General features: G+C 59.7%; 19 protein-coding genes. 7 read left to right on the top strand and 12 right to left on the bottom strand.

All coding sequences use genetic code 11. The features are described 5' to 3' along the window. Positions 1-49: 49 nt before the first annotated feature. From EDC28_RS00415 to trhP, 5 genes are all read right to left on the bottom strand, one after another. Entirely contained in the window at positions 50-610 is a 561-nt protein-coding gene (locus EDC28_RS00415; protein ID WP_123420300.1) for a lipid-binding SYLF domain-containing protein, read from the bottom strand. A gap of 81 nt (positions 611-691) precedes the next feature. Further along, the gene (locus EDC28_RS00410) at positions 692-1,633 is read right to left on the bottom strand and encodes a hypothetical protein (protein WP_123420299.1); all 942 of its coding nucleotides are present in this window, start codon (positions 1,631-1,633) and stop codon (positions 692-694) included. Positions 1,634-1,708: 75 nt separating this feature from the next. Beyond that, the gene (locus tag EDC28_RS00405) at positions 1,709-3,088 is read right to left on the bottom strand and encodes a YjiH family protein (RefSeq protein WP_336391473.1); all 1,380 of its coding nucleotides are present in this window, start codon (positions 3,086-3,088) and stop codon (positions 1,709-1,711) included. A gap of 122 nt (positions 3,089-3,210) precedes the next feature. Then, positions 3,211-3,450, bottom strand: a complete 240-nt coding sequence (locus tag EDC28_RS00400) for a YfhL family 4Fe-4S dicluster ferredoxin (protein WP_050657684.1) — start codon at positions 3,448-3,450, stop codon at positions 3,211-3,213. Continuing rightward, entirely contained in the window at positions 3,447-4,730 is a 1,284-nt protein-coding gene (gene trhP / locus EDC28_RS00395; protein WP_123420298.1) for a prephenate-dependent tRNA uridine(34) hydroxylase TrhP, read from the bottom strand. The genes EDC28_RS00400 and trhP overlap by 4 nt, the downstream gene beginning before the upstream one ends. A 98-nt stretch (positions 4,731-4,828) precedes the next feature. Here trhP and EDC28_RS00390 point away from each other — a divergent pair, with 98 nt between their 5' ends. Further along, positions 4,829-5,701 carry an HDOD domain-containing protein gene (locus EDC28_RS00390; RefSeq protein WP_083445737.1) on the top strand — a complete coding sequence of 291 codons (873 nt, stop codon included), beginning with the start codon at positions 4,829-4,831 and terminating at the stop codon, positions 5,699-5,701. A 39-nt stretch (positions 5,702-5,740) separates the two neighbouring features. Here the strand turns inward: EDC28_RS00390 and rdgC are convergent, their stop codons facing one another. Then, positions 5,741-6,655 carry a recombination-associated protein RdgC gene (gene rdgC / locus EDC28_RS00385; RefSeq protein ID WP_050657681.1) on the bottom strand — a complete coding sequence of 305 codons (915 nt, stop codon included), beginning with the start codon at positions 6,653-6,655 and terminating at the stop codon, positions 5,741-5,743. Between the two features lie 184 nt (positions 6,656-6,839). Here rdgC and EDC28_RS00380 point away from each other — a divergent pair, with 184 nt between their 5' ends. Together EDC28_RS00380 and yaaA are read left to right on the top strand one after the other, a co-directional pair. Further along, a complete protein-coding gene (locus tag EDC28_RS00380; RefSeq protein ID WP_123420297.1) occupies positions 6,840-8,315 on the top strand; it encodes an alanine/glycine:cation symporter family protein in 1,476 nt (491 codons plus the stop codon). Between the two features lie 76 nt (positions 8,316-8,391). Further along, positions 8,392-9,165, top strand: coding sequence for a peroxide stress protein YaaA (gene yaaA, locus EDC28_RS00375; protein WP_123420296.1), 774 nt, complete (start codon positions 8,392-8,394; stop codon positions 9,163-9,165). Positions 9,166-9,207: 42 nt separating this feature from the next. Here the strand turns inward: yaaA and EDC28_RS00370 are convergent, their stop codons facing one another. The 4 genes from EDC28_RS00370 to EDC28_RS00355 form a co-directional block, all read right to left on the bottom strand. Further along, complete coding sequence (locus EDC28_RS00370; RefSeq protein ID WP_050657679.1) at positions 9,208-10,887, bottom strand: methyl-accepting chemotaxis protein; 1,680 nt, start codon at positions 10,885-10,887, stop codon at positions 9,208-9,210. Positions 10,888-11,231: 344 nt separating this feature from the next. Next, positions 11,232-12,839 (bottom strand): endonuclease, encoded by a 1,608-nt coding sequence (locus tag EDC28_RS00365; protein WP_123420295.1) that lies wholly within the window; start codon positions 12,837-12,839, stop codon positions 11,232-11,234. 175 nt (positions 12,840-13,014) lie between these two features. Beyond that, complete coding sequence (locus EDC28_RS00360; protein ID WP_050657677.1) at positions 13,015-13,383, bottom strand: DUF6491 family protein; 369 nt, start codon at positions 13,381-13,383, stop codon at positions 13,015-13,017. A 102-nt stretch (positions 13,384-13,485) separates the two neighbouring features. Beyond that, complete coding sequence (locus EDC28_RS00355; RefSeq protein WP_123420294.1) at positions 13,486-13,887, bottom strand: DUF6491 family protein; 402 nt, start codon at positions 13,885-13,887, stop codon at positions 13,486-13,488. Between the two features lie 252 nt (positions 13,888-14,139). Here EDC28_RS00355 and EDC28_RS00350 point away from each other — a divergent pair, with 252 nt between their 5' ends. Continuing rightward, entirely contained in the window at positions 14,140-14,499 is a 360-nt protein-coding gene (locus tag EDC28_RS00350) for a YkgJ family cysteine cluster protein (RefSeq protein WP_123420293.1), read from the top strand. Positions 14,500-14,546: 47 nt separating this feature from the next. On the opposite strand, the gene srmB is transcribed toward EDC28_RS00350, so the two are convergent. Then, positions 14,547-15,896 carry an ATP-dependent RNA helicase SrmB gene (gene srmB / locus EDC28_RS00345; protein ID WP_123420292.1) on the bottom strand — a complete coding sequence of 450 codons (1,350 nt, stop codon included), beginning with the start codon at positions 15,894-15,896 and terminating at the stop codon, positions 14,547-14,549. A gap of 138 nt (positions 15,897-16,034) precedes the next feature. On the opposite strand from srmB, the gene EDC28_RS00340 reads away from it, so the two are divergent. Further along, positions 16,035-16,679, top strand: a complete 645-nt coding sequence (locus EDC28_RS00340; protein ID WP_244946516.1) for a tRNA1(Val) (adenine(37)-N6)-methyltransferase — start codon at positions 16,035-16,037, stop codon at positions 16,677-16,679. Between the two features lie 68 nt (positions 16,680-16,747). Continuing rightward, positions 16,748-18,064 carry a branched-chain amino acid transport system II carrier protein gene (gene brnQ / locus EDC28_RS00335; protein ID WP_123420290.1) on the top strand — a complete coding sequence of 439 codons (1,317 nt, stop codon included), beginning with the start codon at positions 16,748-16,750 and terminating at the stop codon, positions 18,062-18,064. A gap of 24 nt (positions 18,065-18,088) precedes the next feature. On the opposite strand, the gene fldB is transcribed toward brnQ, so the two are convergent. Continuing rightward, a complete protein-coding gene (gene fldB, locus EDC28_RS00330; protein ID WP_050657672.1) occupies positions 18,089-18,613 on the bottom strand; it encodes a flavodoxin FldB in 525 nt (174 codons plus the stop codon). On the opposite strand from fldB, the gene xerD reads away from it, so the two are divergent. Beyond that, positions 18,612-19,523 (top strand): site-specific tyrosine recombinase XerD, encoded by a 912-nt coding sequence (gene xerD / locus EDC28_RS00325; RefSeq protein WP_050657671.1) that lies wholly within the window; start codon positions 18,612-18,614, stop codon positions 19,521-19,523. The genes fldB and xerD overlap by 2 nt on opposite strands. Position 19,524 lies beyond the last annotated feature (1 nt).

Raw genomic sequence — 19,524 nt, 5'->3', positions numbered from 1 at the left:
TTTGCCAAGGCAAAAGCCGGGGCGATAAAAAAGGGCCCCAAGGCCCCTGTCAGTTGAGTTCGTCCCAGCGCCAGTATTTGGCGGCGCCAATGGTGGCTTGCAAGGCAATGCCCGACTCGGTGAGCTGGTAGGTGGTGACATCTAAATCCACCGATTGGTTCGCCGCTACATCGCCGCCATTGTCGTTGGCCTTGGCGGTGGCTTCGGCCTGGGCCGAGGCGTCCCAGCCAAAGTCGCGAAAGCGCTCGAAATCCGCTTTGTGCTTGAAGATAACCACTTCGCTGTAGTCTTTGATCCCCAGCCCAAAACCGATGCCGCCACCGCCCATGCGCATGTAGGTGTGGTGGCCAGCCTGGTCGGTAAGCACGCCGTAGCCACCGGAGGTGGACAGCAAAATCAGGTTCTGGTTGGCCAAATCAAAAACGCCGTAGCCATAGGCGTTGGCGATTTTAGTGCGGGCCCCTGGATGCTTGGCATAGAGCCTTGCCAGGGTTTGCTGCTGCATTTGCAGTACGGCCTGGCGTTTCTCGGCCGGGGTGTCACCGGTGCTGGTGCAGGCCGAGAGTAACAGGGCCAAGCCCAGGGGGGCGGTCAGGGTACGTAATGCCATGGGTTCCTCCTTATTGCTGCCTCTGACTATAGGCGCCCCGGATGAACCCTTACCAAAAGGGCGCCATTTGGCGCCCTTTGATTAAGCTTCGAAGCCGTTACCGTTAAAGGTCAGACCAAGAAAGTGCAGCAATTGCTGCGGGGTACTGAAGCGCTGCTGGAAGGCGGGGGTCATCATCTCGCCGACCGATAGCTGCTCACTGGGGCTGGCCTTGATGGTCAGCTCGTGGCCACCCTGAAAGAAGTCTTGCAGGGTTTGGCGCTGGGCGTCGGTGAGCAGCGGGTTCATGGCAACCTGCTGGCCCAGCTGCTGTTGAAGGTGGGTTTTATCGAGGCCGGTATCGGCAGCGCGCAAGCGGTAGAACAAGTCCACCAGGCCGCCGTCTTTTACCCGCAGGCTGACGTTGTTGATCGCCATTTGCTGAAGCTTGGGCATCAGCTGGCCCAGTAGCTCACGCTCGGCGTTGGCGCCTTTGGGCGGGTTGTTCTTGAGCTTTTGGCTGTACTGGTTGGCGAACTCGATAAAGGGGGTGGCGCCAGCAGTGCTGAACTGCATTTCCACTTCGCCAAGGGATTTGTCGTCAAGCAGGGTGCTGGACTCAAAGGTGCCTTTGCTGGCGTCGTAGTGGCTTTCCAGGCGGCCGTGCAGCTTAACCTTGCCCAGCGCATCCTTGAGCTCGGCTGGGGCCTCTTGCAGCAGCTCTGGGCTCAGTTCCAGGCCAGAAAATTCCGCCAGGCTGTGGGGCTGCACCTGGTCCATGTCGAAGTTGTTGGAGCTGACTTCGGCCACTTTGAAAAGATCGCCTTGGGGGCCTTTGAAGCTGATGCCGCTTACTGTCCAGCTGTGGGTCAGGGCGTTGACTGAGGCATCGCTGTAGCTCAGGGCCATGCCCTGGATGGCGAGTTCTTGCTGCTGTTGGGCGATGGCTTCCTTGAGTTGCTTGCCGAGGTACCAGTTGGTACCCAGCACGCCTACGGCGCCGATAACGGCAACGGCGATAACGCCTTTGATGACTTTGCTCATGGGGGATGTCCTTATCAGGGGTGCAATAAAGAAGGCGCCCATCATAGGGGCGCCTTGGGGGGCTGTAAAGCGGGCTTAGAACACCCAGTGGGCCACGGCGGCAATCACCGGCAGGGTCACCAGGGTACGCAGAATGAAGATAACGAACAGCTCGATAAAGTTGACCGGAATGCGGCTACCCAGCAGCAGGGCGCCCACTTCGGAGAGATAAATCAGCTGGGTCACCGACATGGCCGCGACTACAAAGCGGGTCATTTCGTTGTCTACCCCGGTAATGAGCACCGAGGGGATGAACATGTCGGCAAAGCCCACCATCACCGTTTTGGAGGCGGCCACCGCTTCGGGAATGCCCAAGAGTTCCAGGTAGGGCACAAAGGGTTTACCCAGCCAGCCAAAGACCGGGGTGTGCTCGGCGATAAGCAGCGCAATGGTGCCCACCGCCATCACCACCGGCAACACCCCCAGCAGCATGTCTAGGGCGTTTTTGATGCCGTCGCCCAGGGGCTTTTTCAGGCTCTCGATGCTGTCGGCGCGGTGCAGGGCCCGCTCCAGGCCAAAGCTCATCACGCCGTGGTGGCCGGGAATGGCTTCTTCTTCACCGGTGCGGGGGCTGCCACCGATAAAGTGATCTTTCTTCCAGCGAAGGGGCGGCAGGCGCGGCACCACGATGGCGGCTACCACCCCGGCCAGGCAGATAGCGCCGTAAAAGGGCAGGAAGTAGCCTTCCAGTTTGACCTGGGCCAGCACTACCAAGGAAAAGGTGATGGACACCGCCGAGAAGGTGGTGCCGATGATGGCCGCTTCTTTTTGGGTGTAAAAGCCGCCTTCGTATTGCTTGCCGGTCAAGAGAATGCCCACCGAGCCGTCACCCAGCCAGGAGGCAAAGCAGTCCACGGCGCTGCGCCCGGGCAGCTTGAAGACCGGCCGCATTACCTTGGTCATCAGGGTGCCGACGAATTCGAGCAGGCCAAAATCCAGCAGCAGCGGCAGCAGCAAACCGGCAAAGATAAATACCGAGAACAGGGTTGGCAGCAAATCGCCAAACACCAGGCCGCCGGTGTTGGGGTCCAGCAGGTAGGCCGGGCCCTTGCCGCTATAAATCAGTACCGCAAACACGGCGCCAATCACCCGCACCAATGTCCACAGCCAGTTGGGGCAAAACAGGCCCTTGAGAAAGGGGCTGGCCATCACCTTGGCGGGTTTGAACAGCTGGCAAAAGACGGTAACCAGGGCCGAGAGGCTGACAATCAGGGTCAGCAGGATGGGCATAACCCCTTCTAAAAGCGCTTTAAAGCTCTTGGCCACTACCGCAATGGCGATGGTGATGTCGCCCTGGTAGCGCAGTGGGGTCATGAAAAGGCCGATCCCAATCAGCGATGGGATAAGGAACATCAGATAGTTACGAAGCCTGGAGCCTTTGAATTGGGGGGCGTCTGCGGCTGTCACCTTTTCCACGTTGGACTTTCCTTTCAGGGCCCTCGGGGCGCTCTTTTTTCAAAGGGCGCAAGTGAACCACGGGCCGCTGCCCGGGTAAAGAGCAGCGGCGGGGGACTTTGGCGGGGATCGCAAAATAACGGCTAGCCCCAAAGGGCGGCAAAGCGGGCCAGCAGCGTCTCTTTACTCTCAACCTCTCCCTGGCTGATGCAATCGATGGGGCAGGCGTTGACGCACTGGGGCTCAGGGTAGTGGCCTTCGCACTCGGTGCAGCGGGCCGGGTCGATTTCATAAATGGCAAGGCCCATGGTGATGGCTTTGTTGGGGCACTCTGGCTCGCACATATCGCAGTTGATGCAATCGCTGTCGATGCTCAAGGTCACGGCGTGTCTCCCAGGCGGACCAGCAGGCCCAGGCGGCAGTCGATTGCCTGGGGCAGCACCACTTTGACCTGATGGCCATCGCCGGGCGCCACGGTGATGGGCTGGCCTTTTTTGTCAAAAAGGGCCTTAAGGTGCAGCGGGTAGTTCCCCTTGGGGGTGACCAGCAGCAAGCTATCGCCCAGAGCAAAGCGGTTTTTGACGGTGATATCGATACTGCCGTCCTGCTGCTGCTCGCCCAGCACTTCCCCGACAAACTGGTGAGGCGAGGCGGGTTTGCCGCTTTGGTAGTTTTGCAGGCTGGCCGGGCCATGGCGGCGCAAAAAGCCCTCGGTGTAGCCGCGGTTGGCTAGGTGTTCGAGCTGTTGCAGATAACCCTCGTCAAAGGGTTTGCCGGCCACGGCATCGTCGATGGCCTGGCGGTAAATCTGGGCGGTACGGGCCACGTAATAGTGGCTTTTGGTGCGCCCTTCAATCTTCAGCGAATGCACCCCCATGGCCACCAGCGCTGGCACATGCTCCACCGCCCGTAAATCCTTGGAATTAAAGATATAGCTGCCGTGTTCGTCTTCTTCGGCGGCCATCGGCTCGTTAGGGCGGCTTTGCTCGGTAACCACCATGATCTGCGGCTCGCGGCTGACCACATCGCCGTTTTGGTCTTCACAGGCAGCGCTGGCCTGGTATTGCCAGCGGCAGGCGTTGGTGCAGGCGCCCTGGTTGGGGTCGCGTTTGTTGATGTAGCCCGACAGCAGGCAGCGCCCGGAAAAGGCCATGCAAAGGGCGCCGTGCACAAAGACTTCCAACTCGGTGCCGGGGCAGCGCTCACGAATAGTGGCGATTTCCTCAAGGGACAGTTCCCGCGAGAGAATGACCCGCGCTATGCCCTGGCGGGCCCAAAAGTCGACACTGGCGTAGTTGATGGCGTTGGCCTGCACCGACAGGTGAATGGCCATGTCCGGGAAATGGCTTCGCACCAGCATGATAAGGCCGGGGTCCGACATGATAAGGGCGTCAGGGCCCATGGCAATGAGCGGCGCCATGTCGCGGATAAAGGTATCCACCTTGGTGTTGTGGGGCTGGATGTTGGCCACCAGGTAGAACTTTTTGCCAAGCTGATGGGCGCGGTCGATGCCCTGCTGGATGTTCTCGGGGGTAAAGCTGTTGTTGCGCACCCTAAGCGAATAGCGGGGCAGGCCGGCATAAACGGCGTCGGCGCCATAGGCAAAGGCGTATTCGAGGTGCTTGAGGCTACCGGCAGGGCAGAGTAGTTCTGGGGCTGGCATGGAATATTGGGCTGGCTGCTAAAGGGAGCGCAGCATAGCGCCGCTTTGCATGGATGAAATTGATCTGCCTTAAGGTATAGTGATTAGGCACTATAACGATGAATGGCTCGACAACCATGGCCAATGAAAACGACTTGCTTGCATCCTTGATCCACAAGATCAAGAACGACTCACTGATCCTGCCCACCCTGCCAGAAGTGGCCCTGCAGGTGCGCTCGGCCACCGAAAAGGACGAAATCGCCCTCGACGAACTGGCCGATATCATCCGCCAGGATCCGGCCCTGGCAGCCCGGGTGATCCGCATGGCCAACACCGCCCATTACCGGCGGGTGGCAGCGGTAGACTCCATCCAGGGCGCCCTTGGCCGCATCGGCACCCGCCAGATCCGCTCCATGGTCACCGCCGCTGCCATGCAGCAGCTCTTTATCTGCTCCCACCCCATCATCGAGGACGTGATGATGACCGAGTGGGAAGAGAGCGTGTCGGTGTCCAGCGCTGCTTGTCTGCTGCTGGGTTCGTATCTGGCAAGGGGCGGCGCCAACCCCCGGCAACTGACGGTGGACGGCGCCCAACTGGCGGGGCTTATCCACAATATCGGGGTGCTGCCCATCCTGGCCGAAGCCGAGCAGATGCCCGACGCGGTCACCAGCCCTTATCTGCTGAAGAAGGTGCTTAACCGCCTGGCCCAGCCGCTAGGGCTCAATATCCTGCGCTCCTGGGGCTTTAATGAAGACCTGCTAAAAGTGGTGCGCCACTGGAAGGACCCGGACTACCAAGCCCCCGAGCCCGATTACGCCACCTTTGTGCGCCTGGGTGCGCTGAGCTGCGGCTTGTTGCAGCGCTATGGCGTCGACACCGATGCCTTAATCAAGGAGGCGCTGGCCAAGGGACTGATCCCCTCGGCCGATTACTTTGAGGACCCGGCGTTTACCGAGCCCTTGGCGGAACTCAAAGAAGCCTTCGACCTATAAAAAAACGCGGCCAAGACCGCGTTTTTTCATGGGTTTTTGTTACGCCAACTGGTCGGCCTCACCGCCCAAGGCGGCCAGCAGTTCGGGGATGAACTGCTCGAAGGTGCGGGTCATCAGCACGAAATCGGCGTCCAGGCGGGCAACGCGGTCAGCGCCGTCGATGTCGTCGTTTTCTTCACGCAAGACATCGGCAAACTTGAGGCGTTTGATGCCCAGGTTCTCGTCCAGCACGAAGGACAGGTTGTCCGGGTAGTTGATGGCGAGCTTGGAGACCATGCGCTGGTTGTCGAGGATGGTGCTTATCTCGTCGTCGTTCAGGGCCTGTTTCTTGGTGCGAATGACGCCGCCTTCTTCGAGCAGGGATTTAAACTCTGCTTCGTCTTCCACTTCAAAAGGCTTGGGCGCCTGGGTTTTCAGCCAGTCGGTGAGGCTAACCGCCACCGGGGTGGCCGCCGTAACCGGGGTGACCGGCAGCGAGCCGATGGATTTACGCAGCAGCCCCAGCACTTCTTCGGCGCGGGCAGCAGAGGATGAATCCACCACCACCAGGTTTTGTTTCTCGCTGATGTAGGCGTAGGTAAAGCGGCTTTTGACAAAGGCGCGAGGCAGCAGATCGGTGACGATCTCTTCCTTCATGCTTTGCTTTTCCTTGCGGCCCACCGAGCGGCCCTGGGCCTGCTGAATTTCGTCGACTTTCTCGTCCAGCAGCTCTTTGATCACGCCGCCGGGCAGCAGTTTTTCTTCCTGGCGCACACACAGCAGCCAGCAGCCGTCGCCAAAGTGGGCCAGTTCGCCCTCTTCGCGGCGGGTTACCGGGTTTACAAAGCCATAGCGGGCGATGTCCTGGCTGCCGCAGGGAGTGAAGCGGTTGTCGGCCAGGCGTTGAGTAAAGGTGTCACCCACCAGCCCAAGTGGCTTGGTCAGGCGGTACAACATCAGGTTTTTAAACCACATGGCGGGTCCTTCAATGCGGGTGAAGGGCAAGAGTATATGAAAGGGAGCAGATGGGTAAAAGCGTTTCTAAATGTCGCACAGGTCACGTTTTTGCGGTATGGACGCCTGGCGGTCGGTGCTAGACTCCCGCTCTTTGTTTCGGCCGATAGGCCAAAACCCGTGTTCCCCAACAAGTAATACAGCCATGAAAGAAAACCAAGATATCTGGGCACTGCTCTTCTCCTATTTCAGTGCCGCTGTGGACTGGCTCAATGGATTGCTGTGGGGATCGGTATTGATCTACCTGCTGATCGGTGCCGGTCTGTACTTTACGCTTCGTCTGAAATTCATTCAGGTGCGCCATTTTGGCCACATGTTCTCGGTGCTGAAAAACTCCCGCCAGGGCGACAGCAGCGGCGTGTCCTCCTTCCAGGCGCTCTGTACTTCTCTTGCCGCCCGGGTCGGTACCGGCAACCTGGCCGGTGTGGCGGTGGCGCTGACCGCCGGCGGCCCCGGCGCCATCTTCTGGATGTGGCTGATTGCCTTTATCGGCATGAGCACCAGCTTTGTGGAAAGCACCCTGGCTCAGGTGTTCAAGGTCAAGGACAAGCACGGTAACTTCCGTGGCGGCCCGGCCTATTACATGCAGTTTGGCCTTAAGGCCCGCTGGATGGGCATTGTGTTCTCGCTGTGCCTGATTTTGGCCTTCGGCCTGGTGTTCTGCGCCGTGCAGTCCAACTCCATCTCCGAGGCGGTGGAATCGGCCTTCTCGGTGCCGCGCTGGATAACCGGCGTGGCCACCGTGCTGCTCACCGCCCTGGTGGTGTTTGGCGGCCTTAGGGTGATTGCCAGCGTCGCCGAAGTGGTGGTGCCCTTTATGGCCCTTGGCTACCTGGCGGTGGCGCTGATTGTGGTGGGCATGAACATCTCTGAGCTGCCGGCCATCTTCAAGCTCATCATCGGCTCTGCCTTTGGGGTCCAGCAGGCCGCTGGCGGCCTTGCCGGTTACGGTGTGGCCAAGGCGATGATGGAAGGCATTCAGCGGGGGCTTTTCTCCAACGAAGCGGGCATGGGCTCCGCCCCCAACGCCGCCGCCACCGCCGCCCCTACGCCGCCGCACCCGGCCTCTCAAGGCTACGTGCAGATGCTGGGGGTCTTTGTGGATACCCTGGTTATCTGCACCGCGACTGCGTCCATCATTTTGCTGTCTGGGGTCAAGATCACCGGCGGCGTGGAAGGGGTCAGCCTGACCCAGGCGGCCCTCAGCTCCCAGGTGGGCGGCTGGGGTAACGGCTTTGTGGCCATTGCGCTGTTCTTCTTCGCTTTTACCTCGATCATGGCCAACTTCTACTACGCCGAAATCAACGTCGATTTCCTCAAGGACTCCGACACCGCCATCCGCATCTACCGGGTGCTGGGGCTGTGCATGGTGATGTTTGGCGCCGTGGCCAAGCTGCAAATCGTCTGGGACATGGCCAACCTCGCCATGGCGCTGATGGCCATCGTTAACCTCATTGCCATCTTGCTGCTGTCCAACATCGCCTTCAAGGTGGCCAGAGACTACAACTGCCAGCGCGCCGCCGGTAAGACGCCGTTCTTTGATTTGCGTAAATTCCCCGAGCTCAAACCCAAGCTCGCCCCCGGAGTTTGGGAGCAGCAAAAGAGCAGCGAGCGAACGTAGCAATCGACAGATAAGCGGCCCCTAGCGGCCGCTTTTTTGTTAGAGTGGCGGGCACGTGATTTAAGGAGTCTTGCCCATGTTGATGCTGGTGTCCCCGGCCAAATCCCTGGATTTTGAAACCCCGCCTGTTACCGACACCTTCACCCAGCCCGAGCTGCTTGAGCAAAGCGCCGAGCTTATCGACGTGTGCCGCCAGTTGTCCCCGACCGAGCTGTCCAGCCTGATGAGTATCTCCGACAAACTGGCTGGCCTTAACGCCGCCCGGTTTAGCGAGTGGCACAGGCCTTTTACCCCCGATAACGCCAAGCAGGCGGTGCTGGCTTTTACCGGCGACGTGTACACCGGCCTCGATGCCTCAAGCCTTGGCGACAGGGGCCTGGGTTATGTGCAAAAGCACCTGCGCATCCTCTCCGGCCTTTATGGCCTGCTCAAGCCGCTGGACCTGATGCAGCCCTACCGCCTGGAAATGGGCACCAGCCTTCACAACCCCCGTGGCAGCAACCTCTACCAGTTCTGGGGCGATATCGTCACCGACAAGGTCAACCAGGCCCTGGCCGAGAGCGGCAACGACGAGTTGGTGAACCTGGCCTCCACCGAGTACTTCAAGTCGGTCAAACCCAAGCAGGTCAAGGGCCGGCTCATTACCCCGGTGTTCAAGGACGAGAAAAACGGCCAGTTCAAAATCATCAGCTTCTACGCCAAAAAGGCCCGGGGCATGATGGTGCGCTATGCGGCCGACAAAGGCCTTAGTAAAGCCGAAGACCTAAAAGCCTTTGACTACGGCGGCTATTTTTTCAGCCCCGAACAATCCAAAGGCGATACCTGGGTGTTCCTGCGCCACGAGCAATAAAATGCATTGATGAAAAAAGCCGGCAACTGCCGGCTTTTTTGTTTAGATGCGAAATTGCCTGACCAGGTTACCGAGGCGTTCGGTTACCCCCGACAAGCCCTTGGCAGTGCCGGCGGCGCCTTTGGCATCGTCGGCTACGCTGTCCACTTCCCGGGCGATTTGGGTCATGCTGCGGCTTATTTCCTCGGCCACCGCGTGCTGCTCTTCCGAAGCGCTGGCTATCTGGGCGTTCATGTCGTTGATGGTTTCTATCAACTGGGCAATGGCGTCCAGGGATTGGCCGGCTTCGTTGGCCAGCACGCCGGTGCTCTGGCCGGTTTCGCTGGAGCGGCCCATGGTGACTACCGCTTGCTGGGTTCCCTGTTGCAGGCTGTCTATCATCTGCTGGATCTCTTGGGTACTTTGCTGGGTGCGACTGGCCAGCGCCCGCACTTCGTCTGCCACCACCGCAAAGCCACGGCCAGCGTCACCGGCCCTGGCCGCTTCAATGGCGGCGTTAAGGGCCAGAAGGTTGGTTTGGTCGGCAATGGAGCGGATCACCTCCACCACGCTGGCAATGGCTTGTACGTCGTTGTTCAGCTGGTCCAGTGACTGGCTGCTGTCGCTAATCTCGCCAATCAGCAGGTGAATGCTGTCGATGCTGCGGCTCACCACCTGTTTGGCGCCTTTGCCTACGTCGCTGGACTCGCGCGCGGCGGTGGCGGCCCCTTGGGCGCTGGTAGACACCTCAGAAGCGGCGGCCGACATCTCGTGAATGGCGGTGGCTACTTGGTCGGTTTCGTGGCGCTGGCGGTTCATGGCTGCCTCGGAGCGCTGGGCTTGGTCGGCCATGTCGCCAACCAGGTTGTTGAGCTGGCCGGTCATCTCGGTGATTTGCCGCACCAGGCCGTGGATTTTCTCCACAAAGCGGTTAAAGGAGCGGGCCAGGGCGCCCAGCTCGTCCTGGCTGCGCTCAGGCAGGCGGCGGGTAAGGTCGCCTTCGCCGGCAGCAATGTCGTCGAGGTTTTCCTTGATCACCAGCAGCGGTTTAACCAGGCCGCGGCCAAGTATGGTGCCCACCACTGCCACCACTACCAGGCTGCCGAGAATAACGGCGACGATCAGCAAGATGATGTTGTCGATGCGGCTCTGGGTGGTGGCAGCCACCTTGGCTACTTCCACGTCGATATCATCAAGGTTTACCTGGGTACCGAAGGCCAAATCCCATTTCGGCAGGTAACTGGTGTAGCCGAGTTTGGGAATGGGCTTGCTGCTGCCAGGCACTGTCCAGTCGTAACGCAGGTAGTGGCTGCCGTCTTTGGCGTTATCCACCAGGCCGCGAATCACGTAGACGCCGTTGGCATCTTTGGCGTCGGCAAAGCTTTTGCCGATGTCGATGTTCTTGTCGGCCCAGAACACCCTTTTGTAGCTGGAGTCGTAACCGAAGAAGTAACTGGCTTTGTCGTACAAAAGGTGTTTGAGGATCTCAAGGGCTTTATCGCGGGCGGCCATGTCGCCGGGGGCGGAGGCATCGTAGATGGGCTTGATGGCCGCTTCGCCGATTTCCTGATAGTGCTTGAGGGCCAGCTTGCGCTCTTCCAGCAGGCGATGCTGAGTGTGAGCCACCTCCTGGGCTGCCAGGTTTTGCAGGACATACCAAGTGATGGCACTGATAACCGTTGCCATTAGCAGGCAAGGCACAATAGCCAGCAGAATAACTTTCGATTTGATGTTGATAGCCAAGGCTTACGCTCCCTTGTCAAACGACAATGGCAAGGATGGGATGAAAGGGCAGGGCGCAAGGCACCCAATGGCGCTGACGCCGCCTGGGCTAACGACTGCGGTCAGTGTGAACAACCTTTCTGTTATTGGCTGTAAGCGACCTGGGGTGGTCCGATCTTTAGCCTATCAGGCATTAGGGGTTCTGCCTTTTACAAGCAATGCCTGCACACCAGTCTGGTGCTGCCAGAGGAATATGCCAACGGGCTGATTGTAAAAGTCATTTATCGGTAGCTTGGTTAGGATATCGGCCTGTTTCGCTGCGCTGCAGGCCGGAGAAAGAAAGCCGCCCTTGGGCGGCTTTTGGGTTAGTTACAGCTGGCGCCGAAGATGGACTGGGCCCATTCGGGGTGGTCGATAAAGGGGTTGCGGTTGTGCTGGCGCTCAAACACCCGCTCGTTGCGGCGCCGCTCCCAATCCGATACCGGGTCCTGGGCGCTCCATTGTAGCAAGGTGCACAGGTCGCCAAGCTGGGCACCGCTGGTGCCGGTGCTGCTCACCAGCGTTAAATCCGGCACCCCCGAGCTGTCGTTCCCTTCGTAGCGCACGTCCATGTAGAACAGCATCCGCGCCACATCGCCTTTTACCGCATCGGCCGGTTCAAAGCTGTCGCTGTCGGTTTTGTTCTCGGGCGATTCGCTAAGGGCGGTGCCGCCCCAGTCAAAATCCTTGTTGCCACGGGCGCTGTTGATGGACACATCGGCCGGGCGCAGGTGGTTGATGTCGGTGTAGGCGTATTGGCTGGACGACGGAAAACCGTGGCTTTTGGCCCAGACATGCTCACGGTTCCAGGCGTCCTGGTCGTTGGTCTGGCCGGCCCTGAAGCTCTTGGCCTCGGAGCGGCCAGAGTAGAGCAAAATCACGTTGTTGCTGTTGTTCGGGTCTTCGTCGGTGTATTCCAGTTGGTCCCAGACCTGGGAATAACTAAAGTGCACCGCGTCTTGCAAGATGGCGTTAAGGGCGGCCTTGAGGGCGCTGCCGCTTTTACCCAGCGCCGAGGCGTAGTAGCTGTCGGTATCACTACTGCCGCCGCCGGTATCGCCGCCATCACCGCCGCCGTTATCGCTGCCGGTGTCGAAGCTGGCGGTCAGGCTGACGCCGCTGTAGGCGGCGTAACCGTAAAGGCTGACAAAGACCCGGCCGGTAGCGGACACCACGCAGCTTTCGCTGTTGCCCGATTGAATGGAGCGGCAATCGTAGCTGCTGGTACTGGGGGCGCTGCCGGCTTTGACATAGAGGTCGGCATCGCCGCTGCCGCCGCTGGTCACCACCGTGACCGGGGCATTGCCCACATCGATGTAGAAGCTTTGCAGCTGGCCGCTCTGGCCGCCAAGGCCGGTGCTGGCCACGCCGTTGGCAAGAGCGGTGGCGCTTGGGGTGCCGCTGCCGTCATCGCCGCTGCCACAATCGCTTTGCAGCGGCCCGCTGCCGGGGCTGCCGGCCGTGGCGGCGACTCGCCAATCGTCTTGGTTGCTGGTGGCCGTCAAAGCTGCCCGCTCGATGGCCACGTTGCTGGCGTTAAGGCTCCAACCGGAAAGGCCGCCTTCCCAGCCCACCTGGTCGATAAGGCTGGTGCCTTGCAGCAATTTGACGTAGTCGCCGGAGTTACCCAGTGCCAGGGTCATGCCGCTGATATCTGGGTTACTGCCAAAGAGGTTGTAAAAGCCGCTGCTGGAGCGGGCTACGGTGAGGTAGCCGCCGGCCGGCAGGCTGCCGCTCAGGCTGAAACTGGTGCTGTTGTCCTGCAACTGGTAGCCGGACAGATCCACGGCGCTACAGCCGCTGTTGTAAAGCTCGACAAACTCCTCGGTGCTGTCGTTGTTGGGGGCGTCGTACAGCACTTCGCTGATCACCACTTGCCCCTGAGCCGTGGCCGCCAGGCCCAGACTCAATCCTAAAAGCCAAAAAGGTTTCATTATCAACTCCCTGTGATTTTGGTTTTGTGTGCAAAGGCACCGGGCTTTGATAAAGGAATGTTAAAAGGCGGGCAATGGCATTGCCCGCTTTTTGACCTGCTTATTGGCTATCTTCGCGAAAAATTCATCAAACCAGGCAGCCTGAACCGCGCCTGGTTTGCGTCTGCCTTGGGAGTCAGGGGGTAAGGTTGTCCTGGCGCATCTTCAGCACGTCCAGGCCCTGGATGCGTTTGATGGTGCAGCGCTGGCCACCGTAGAGCACCGCATCGCTGCGCACCCGGATCAGGGCATTGCCGCGGCTAAACGCCAGGGCAGGTAGGGTGGAGTCTAAAAAGCAGCCGGTGGTGGTGGTGAGTAGGTAGGCCTTGTTGATGCCGTCCCAGACGATCACCTGGTCGCGGCTGGCGATTTCAAAGCGGCTGAGGCTTAACGAGCGAATTTGTTGCTCTTCGCTGCTGGTGTACTGCTGCCAGTCCACCGGTTCGGCCGGCTTAGTGGCGCAGGCGCTGAGCAACAAGGCCAGCAGGCTAAACAGGATGCGCATCGGGTCACTCCTTGTGTTGGCTCCCGTCCTTTATAGCGCGCAGTGCCAGGCGAGTATAGCGGTGGGCACCAGAGCGGGCAGGGCCCTGGTGCCAAGCTGGCTTTACTTGAATACCCCGTCGGCCTTGAGCAGCTCGGTATTGAGCTGGTCAATCTTGACCACAGGGCAGCGCTGGTGGTCATAGATGATGGTGTCGGTGAGGGGGTTGAACATCTGGTCGCGGTTGGTAAAGCCCAGTACCGGGTTGGAGTTGTCAAAGAAGCAGCCGCCGGCGGTGGTGACCAGGTAGGCTTCTCTTGGGCTGTCCCACAGCACCACCCGATCGGTACCGACAATCCGGAAATTGCTGAAATCGGGGTTCATTACGTCAACCGATTGGCGGGTCACGTATTGGTTCCAAGGGATAGGTTTGGCTTTGGCTTTGGCTTTGGCTTGGGGGTGGCTGGCACAGGCACTGAGCAGCAGGGGCAGAGCAACCAGGGCGGTTTTGAGCACGACTTTCATTACGGCTTCTCCTCTGTTGGGTACAAGGTTCAGACGATTTTCCCGAGCCGAAGTGCAGCGCCATTGTGGAAAGAGTCTGTTTGCGGGGCCGCTAAAATTCCTCGCCGGGGATCTTGTCAAAATCCCCCGAGCCAGACGAGAATAGAGCGCTGCTTGGGATGTCCTTTCCCGGCAGTTGGCTGACCGGCCATTTTCTTAGTGTTTTCAACAATATCAATTCTTTACCTGAATAAGGTGCGGAGTGCGTGCTGCATGACTGTAGTGAATCCGTGCGTTTCCTGTGGTGCCTGCTGCGCCTATTTTCGCGTGTCCTTTTATTGGGCAGAGTCGGAACTGGGCGGCGGCACCGTACCCGATGAGTTGACCTCCCAGGTCAACCCCTACTTGAGCTGCATGAAGGGCACCGAGAGCCGCAATGGCTGCCGCTGTGTGTCGTTAAGTGGCGACATTGGCCAGGCGGTGGCTTGCACCATGTATGAAAAGCGGCCCAGCCCCTGCCGGGAATTTGAATACTCGGGGTATCTGGGTATTCACAACCCCGATTGTGACAAAGCCCGTGCCCACCACGGCCTGGCTCCGCTGCCTGTCATCCACATCGCGCCGGCGGCGTGAGGCAATAAAAAAGGCAGCTAACGCTGCCTTTTTTATTGGGCCGGGGCTTACTCTTCGCCGGTCTTGCCGCGCGCTTCATCGCTGCGCTGGCGGGCTTCACTGCCGCGCGGTGCACCTTTGTTTTTGGTGTCGCGGTGGCGCAGCTTTTTGCGCTCGACTTGTTTGCCTTCCTTTTTGGCCTTTTTCTTGGCCAGGGCCTTTTTGGCACTGGGCTTGAGGGTCTTGTCCTTTTTCTTTTTCACCGGCTCTTTGAACTTGGACTTGGGCCGCAGCTCGTCCACCACCCGCACCTTGATGGGGTCGCTCTGGTAGCGCTCAACCCGGCGCAGCATGGGCAGATCGTGGGCCTCAATCAGGTTGATGGCGGTACCTTTGGCGCCGGCCCGGCCGGTGCGGCCGATACGGTGGATGTAAATGTCGGCGGTGCGGGGCATGTCATAGTTGATGACGTGGCTGATGTCGTCGATGTGCAGGCCGCGGGCCGCTACATCGGTGGCCAGCAGCACCGGCACCTGGCCGCTTTTAAAGCGGGCCACGGCGTTGTTGCGTTTTTCCTGGGGCATTTCCCCCTGCAACCACACACAGGGCACTTTTTGCCCGGCCAACTGGTCACGCAGCTCGGCCAGTTTGTCGCGGGTTTTAACAAAGATCAGTACTTTTTCGGCTTCTGGATCTTTCAAAAGCGCCAGCAGCAGCTTGAACTTGTGGGTTTTGTCGTCGCAGTAATAGGCCCACTGGTGGATTTTCTTGCGCTCGCGGCGGGACGGATCGGCGCTCAGCTCTACCGGATCGGTCAGCGCCTTCTCGGCAAACTGCTCCAGGTTGTGGCCTTCGAGGGTGGCGGAGAACAGCAGGGTCTGGCGGCGCTGCTCGCATTTTTCGAGGATAAGCTCCATGTCTTTTTGGAAGCCCATCTCCAGCATGCGGTCGGCTTCGTCAAGGACCAGAATTTCCACGGCGATACAGTCAAACAGGCCTCTTTCGATGTACTCCACCAAACGGCCAGGGGTGGCCACGATGAGGTCTACTTCGCCGCCCAGGGCTTTGCCGTGGACTTTATAGTCGACGCCGCCAATCACCGAGCCGATGCCGATGGGGGTCTTGCCGGCCAGGGCCTTGGCGTCGGCTTCTACCTGCAAGGCCAGCTCACGGGTGGGGGTGAGCACCAGAACCCGTGGCGGCTCTTTGCGCTTTTTTGGATAATCCAGCAAGTGTTGCAACGCTGGCAGCAAAAAGGCAGCGGTTTTGCCGGTGCCGGTGGGGCTCATGGCCAGCAGGTCGTGACCGTCCATGGCAGCCGGAATGGCCTGGCTTTGGATGGCGGTCGGTTTCTTAAAGCCCAGTTCACTGACGGCTTCAAGCAGGGCCGGGTCCAGTTCCAGATGTTCAAATGCCATGGGGGTTCCTCAGGTTGGCCTGTAACACAGGCAAGGGGGGCGCTGATTTTAGGCAAAGTGGCACTGGGGTACAATCTCGCAGCTATGAGTAAAGGTTTCCAGTTCAAACAATTTTTTGTCGCTCACGAGCGCTCGGCCATGAAAGTGGGCACCGATGGCGTGTTATTGGGGCTATGGGCGGCATTGCCAAAAAACGGGGCGGTGCTGGATATCGGCGCCGGCACCGGCTTGGTGTCCTTGATGCTGGCCCAGCGCGGCGAGGCCTTAACCCTTGATGCGGTGGAATTAGATAGTGAGGCCTGCGCCCAGGCCCAAGATAATGTGGCCGCCAGCCCCTTCGCCGGGCGCATCACCCTGCACCAGGGCGATATTAATGCCTTTGTGGGCGGGCCTTACCGGCTTATTGTCTCCAACCCGCCATTTTTTAGCCCCGATGTGCGCTCGCCCCACGCCGGGCGCGACCAAGCGCGGCATATCAGTGCCTTGCCAGCCCATGTGCTGGCTGCCAATTGCGCCCGCCTTGGCGGCGAAGAGGTGGCCATGGTGCTGCCCTGGCAAGCGCAGCAGCAATGGTGCGAGCCCATGGCCGAGCAGGGCTACCACCTTTACCGGCGCTGCGCCGTGTATTCGGTGGCCGGCAAATCCGAGCCGGTGCGAGCCTTGCTGCAATGGCGCCGCCAACCCGGGGCGCTTGACTGCTCAGAGCTCGTACTTCGTGAGCCCGATGGCCGCTGGACGGCGGCGTTTCGTGCACTGGGCAGGGATTTTTACCTCAACTTCTAATCAAAGGTTGTGGCCCCGGCGCAAATCATGGTACCCCTTCGCCTTCACTTTTTTTCGAGAGTTAATGCGTGGCCAAAGAGTTGAAAGGCGCTGATGTACTGGCGCTGGGGTTCATGACCTTCGCCTTTTTCCTGGGCGCAGGCAATATGATTTTCCCGCCCCTGGCGGGGCTGCAATCGGCCGGTGATTTGTCATCGTCCATTGTCGGCTTCCTGATGACCGCCGTGGGCCTGCCTTTGCTCACCATTATTGCCGTGGCCCTGGCGGGCGGCGGCTTAGAAACCCTCTCAAAGGTATTGCCAAAGGGCCTATCGCTGGCGCTTTGTATCGCCATCTACCTGATTTTAGGCCCGTTTTTTGCCACGCCCCGCACCGGCCTGGTGGCTTATAAGCTCGGTTTTAGCCCCTTTATCAGTAACCCCGATTGGCTGACCCAGGCCCTTTATAGCCTTGGCTTTTTTGCCCTCACCTTTTATCTCGCCATCCGTCCCGGCAAGCTTTTGAGCGTGGTGGGTAAGGTGATCACCCCGGTGCTGCTGGTGCTGCTGGCCGCCATCGCGGTGATGCTGGTGTTTCATCCTCTGGGAGAAATGGGCAGCTCCAACGCCGCCTGGCACAAGGCGCCTTTTGCCAAGGGCTTCTTGGAAGGCTACATGACCATGGATACCCTGGGGGCGCTGCTGTTTGGCCTGGTGATTGTTAACGCCCTTAAATCCCGCGGCGTAGAAGACCGCAAGGCGCAGTTTCGTTACCTGTGCATGGCCGGCGCCATGGCCGCCACTGGCCTGGCTTTGGTGTACATCACCCTGTTCTTCCTGGGGGCCACCTCCGGCCACTTGGTAACCAACCCCAAAGATGGAGCCGACGTGCTGGTACCGGCGATTGAGGCGCTGTTTGGCCCGGCCGGCCTCTACCTGCTGGCGACCGTAGTTACTCTTGCCTGCCTAACCACGGCCGTGGGGCTGACCAGCTCCTGCGCCGAGTATTTCAACGCGGCCTTGGGCCTGAATCTCAAACTGGTAGCAGCGGTGGTAGCAACCGGCTCGGCGCTGGTGGCCAACGTGGGGCTGAGCCAACTTATCGCCATCTCGGTGCCGGTGCTGTTCTTTGTCTACCCGGTGGCCATTGCCCTGGTGGCGCTGCGCCTGCTGGCAGGGGTGGTGGGGCATAAGCGCTGGGGCCAGCAACTGGTGGTGGGCATTACCGCTTTCTTTGCTCTGTTCGATGGCCTCAAGGCTGCCGGTTTGCCGGTGCCTGAGCAGTGGCTGTCGCACCTGCCGTTCTTTGAAGATGGCCTGGGTTGGCTGGTGCCTACCGCCGCCGCGCTGGTAGTGATGTCCATGTTCCGGCGGGCAGAAGCCGTGCGCTCGGAAGTGCTTAATTAAAAAAGGCGCCAGAAGGCGCCTTTTTTATTCGCCGAGGGACGCGGCGTATTCTTCGAGGATTTGTACGCACCAGCTTTGCAGGCGCTCGTCGGTGAGCTTCCACTGGTTATCGTCATCGAGCGCCAAGCCCACAAAGTGGCTGGCGTCGTCGCTCAGGGCCTTGGAGGCGTCAAATTCGTAGCCCGCCACCGGCCAGGCGCCGATAAAACGCACCTGATGGCCGCTGAGTTTTTCCTTGAGCATGCCCATGGCGTCGAGGAACCATTCGCCGTAACCCAACTGGTCGCCCATGCCGTACAGGGCGATGGTTTTGCCGTCCAGCTCGGCGCTATCGAGGGCGTCCCACTGGTCTTCCCAGTCTTCCTGCAATTGCCCGAAATCCCAGGTGGGAATGCCGAGGATCAACAGATCGTAATCGGCCATCAAGGCCACGGGCACATCACGGAGGTTATTGAGTTCCACTAGCTCTTCACCGATGACGCCGCGGATCTTTTCTGCGACTATTTCGGTATGGCAGTTGGTGGAGCCGTAAAAAAGGCCAATTCGCATGACAAATTCAGACAACAAAAGCGATGGCGGCAGCTTAGCAGAATATCAGCCCTTTCTCGATCACCTGCTGCTGGTTGAGCGCCTCTCCGAGCGCACCATCGACAGCTATGGCCGCGATTTAAAAGCCCTGGCCCAATGGGCGGGCAATAATGGCCGTTCTTTCAAACAGTTAAGTAGCGACGATTTACGCGACTTTCTCGACTGGCGACAGCAAGCCGATTACAAAGCCTCTTCCACTGCCCGGCTGCTGAGCGCCGCCAAGCGCTATTACGGGTATCTGCTCAGCGAAAAGGCCCGCAGCGACGACCCCACGGCGCCATTGCTGCGCCCGCGCCTGACCCGGCCGTTGCCCAAGACCCTCTCGGAAGCCGACGTAGACGCATTGCTTGACGCCCCCAACCTGGAAGAGCCCATTGGCCTTCGCGACAAAGCGATGCTGGAGCTTTTGTACGCCGCCGGCCTTCGCATCAGCGAGCTGGTGGGGCTGACCCGCGATTGCGTCAACCTGCGTCAAGGCTTGGTGCGGGTGATAGGCAAGGGCGACAAGGAGCGCATCGTACCCATGGGCGAGGAGGCCCTGCATTGGCTTGACCAATACCTCAAATATGCCCGCCCGGCCCTTATTAGTGACGGCGACGTGCTCTTTCCCTCCCAGCGCGGCCAGCAGATGACCCGCCAGACCTTCTGGCATCGTATCAAGCGCTATGCTCTGGAGGCGGGTTTGAAAAGCGATCTGTCCCCCCACACGGTGCGCCACGCCTTTGCGACTCATCTGGTTAACCACGGTGCCGACCTTCGAGTAGTGCAGATGCTGCTGGGCCATGCGGATCTCTCCACCACCCAGATCTACACTCACGTTGCCAGGGAGCGTTTAAAAAGCTTTCATGGTCAGCATCATCCCCGCGGTTAGT

The organism is Gallaecimonas pentaromativorans (genome assembly GCF_003751625.1).
Lineage (GTDB): Bacteria > Pseudomonadota > Gammaproteobacteria > Enterobacterales > Gallaecimonadaceae > Gallaecimonas > Gallaecimonas pentaromativorans.
This window is presented reverse-complemented; position numbering and strand designations above follow the sequence as displayed.

Excerpts from the sequence above, each read along its gene's own strand:
- EDC28_RS00415 (WP_123420300.1), bottom strand. The coding sequence starts at position 610 with ATGGCATTACGTACCCTGACCGCCCCCCTGGGCTTGGCCCTGTTACTC.
- EDC28_RS00410 (WP_123420299.1), bottom strand. The coding sequence starts at position 1,633 with ATGAGCAAAGTCATCAAAGGCGTTATCGCCGTTGCCGTTATCGGCGCC.
- trhP (WP_123420298.1), bottom strand. The coding sequence starts at position 4,730 with ATGCCAGCCCCAGAACTACTCTGCCCTGCCGGTAGCCTCAAGCACCTC.
- EDC28_RS00390 (WP_083445737.1), top strand. The coding sequence starts at position 4,829 with ATGAATGGCTCGACAACCATGGCCAATGAAAACGACTTGCTTGCATCC.
- rdgC (WP_050657681.1), bottom strand. The coding sequence starts at position 6,655 with ATGTGGTTTAAAAACCTGATGTTGTACCGCCTGACCAAGCCACTTGGG.
- EDC28_RS00380 (WP_123420297.1), top strand. The coding sequence starts at position 6,840 with ATGAAAGAAAACCAAGATATCTGGGCACTGCTCTTCTCCTATTTCAGT.
- yaaA (WP_123420296.1), top strand. The coding sequence starts at position 8,392 with ATGTTGATGCTGGTGTCCCCGGCCAAATCCCTGGATTTTGAAACCCCG.
- EDC28_RS00365 (WP_123420295.1), bottom strand. The coding sequence starts at position 12,839 with ATGAAACCTTTTTGGCTTTTAGGATTGAGTCTGGGCCTGGCGGCCACG.
- EDC28_RS00360 (WP_050657677.1), bottom strand. The coding sequence starts at position 13,383 with ATGCGCATCCTGTTTAGCCTGCTGGCCTTGTTGCTCAGCGCCTGCGCC.
- EDC28_RS00355 (WP_123420294.1), bottom strand. The coding sequence starts at position 13,887 with ATGAAAGTCGTGCTCAAAACCGCCCTGGTTGCTCTGCCCCTGCTGCTC.
- EDC28_RS00350 (WP_123420293.1), top strand. The coding sequence starts at position 14,140 with ATGACTGTAGTGAATCCGTGCGTTTCCTGTGGTGCCTGCTGCGCCTAT.
- srmB (WP_123420292.1), bottom strand. The coding sequence starts at position 15,896 with ATGGCATTTGAACATCTGGAACTGGACCCGGCCCTGCTTGAAGCCGTC.
- EDC28_RS00340 (WP_244946516.1), top strand. The coding sequence starts at position 16,035 with ATGAAAGTGGGCACCGATGGCGTGTTATTGGGGCTATGGGCGGCATTG.
- xerD (WP_050657671.1), top strand. The coding sequence starts at position 18,612 with ATGACAAATTCAGACAACAAAAGCGATGGCGGCAGCTTAGCAGAATAT.
- fldB (WP_050657672.1), bottom strand. The coding sequence starts at position 18,613 with ATGCGAATTGGCCTTTTTTACGGCTCCACCAACTGCCATACCGAAATA.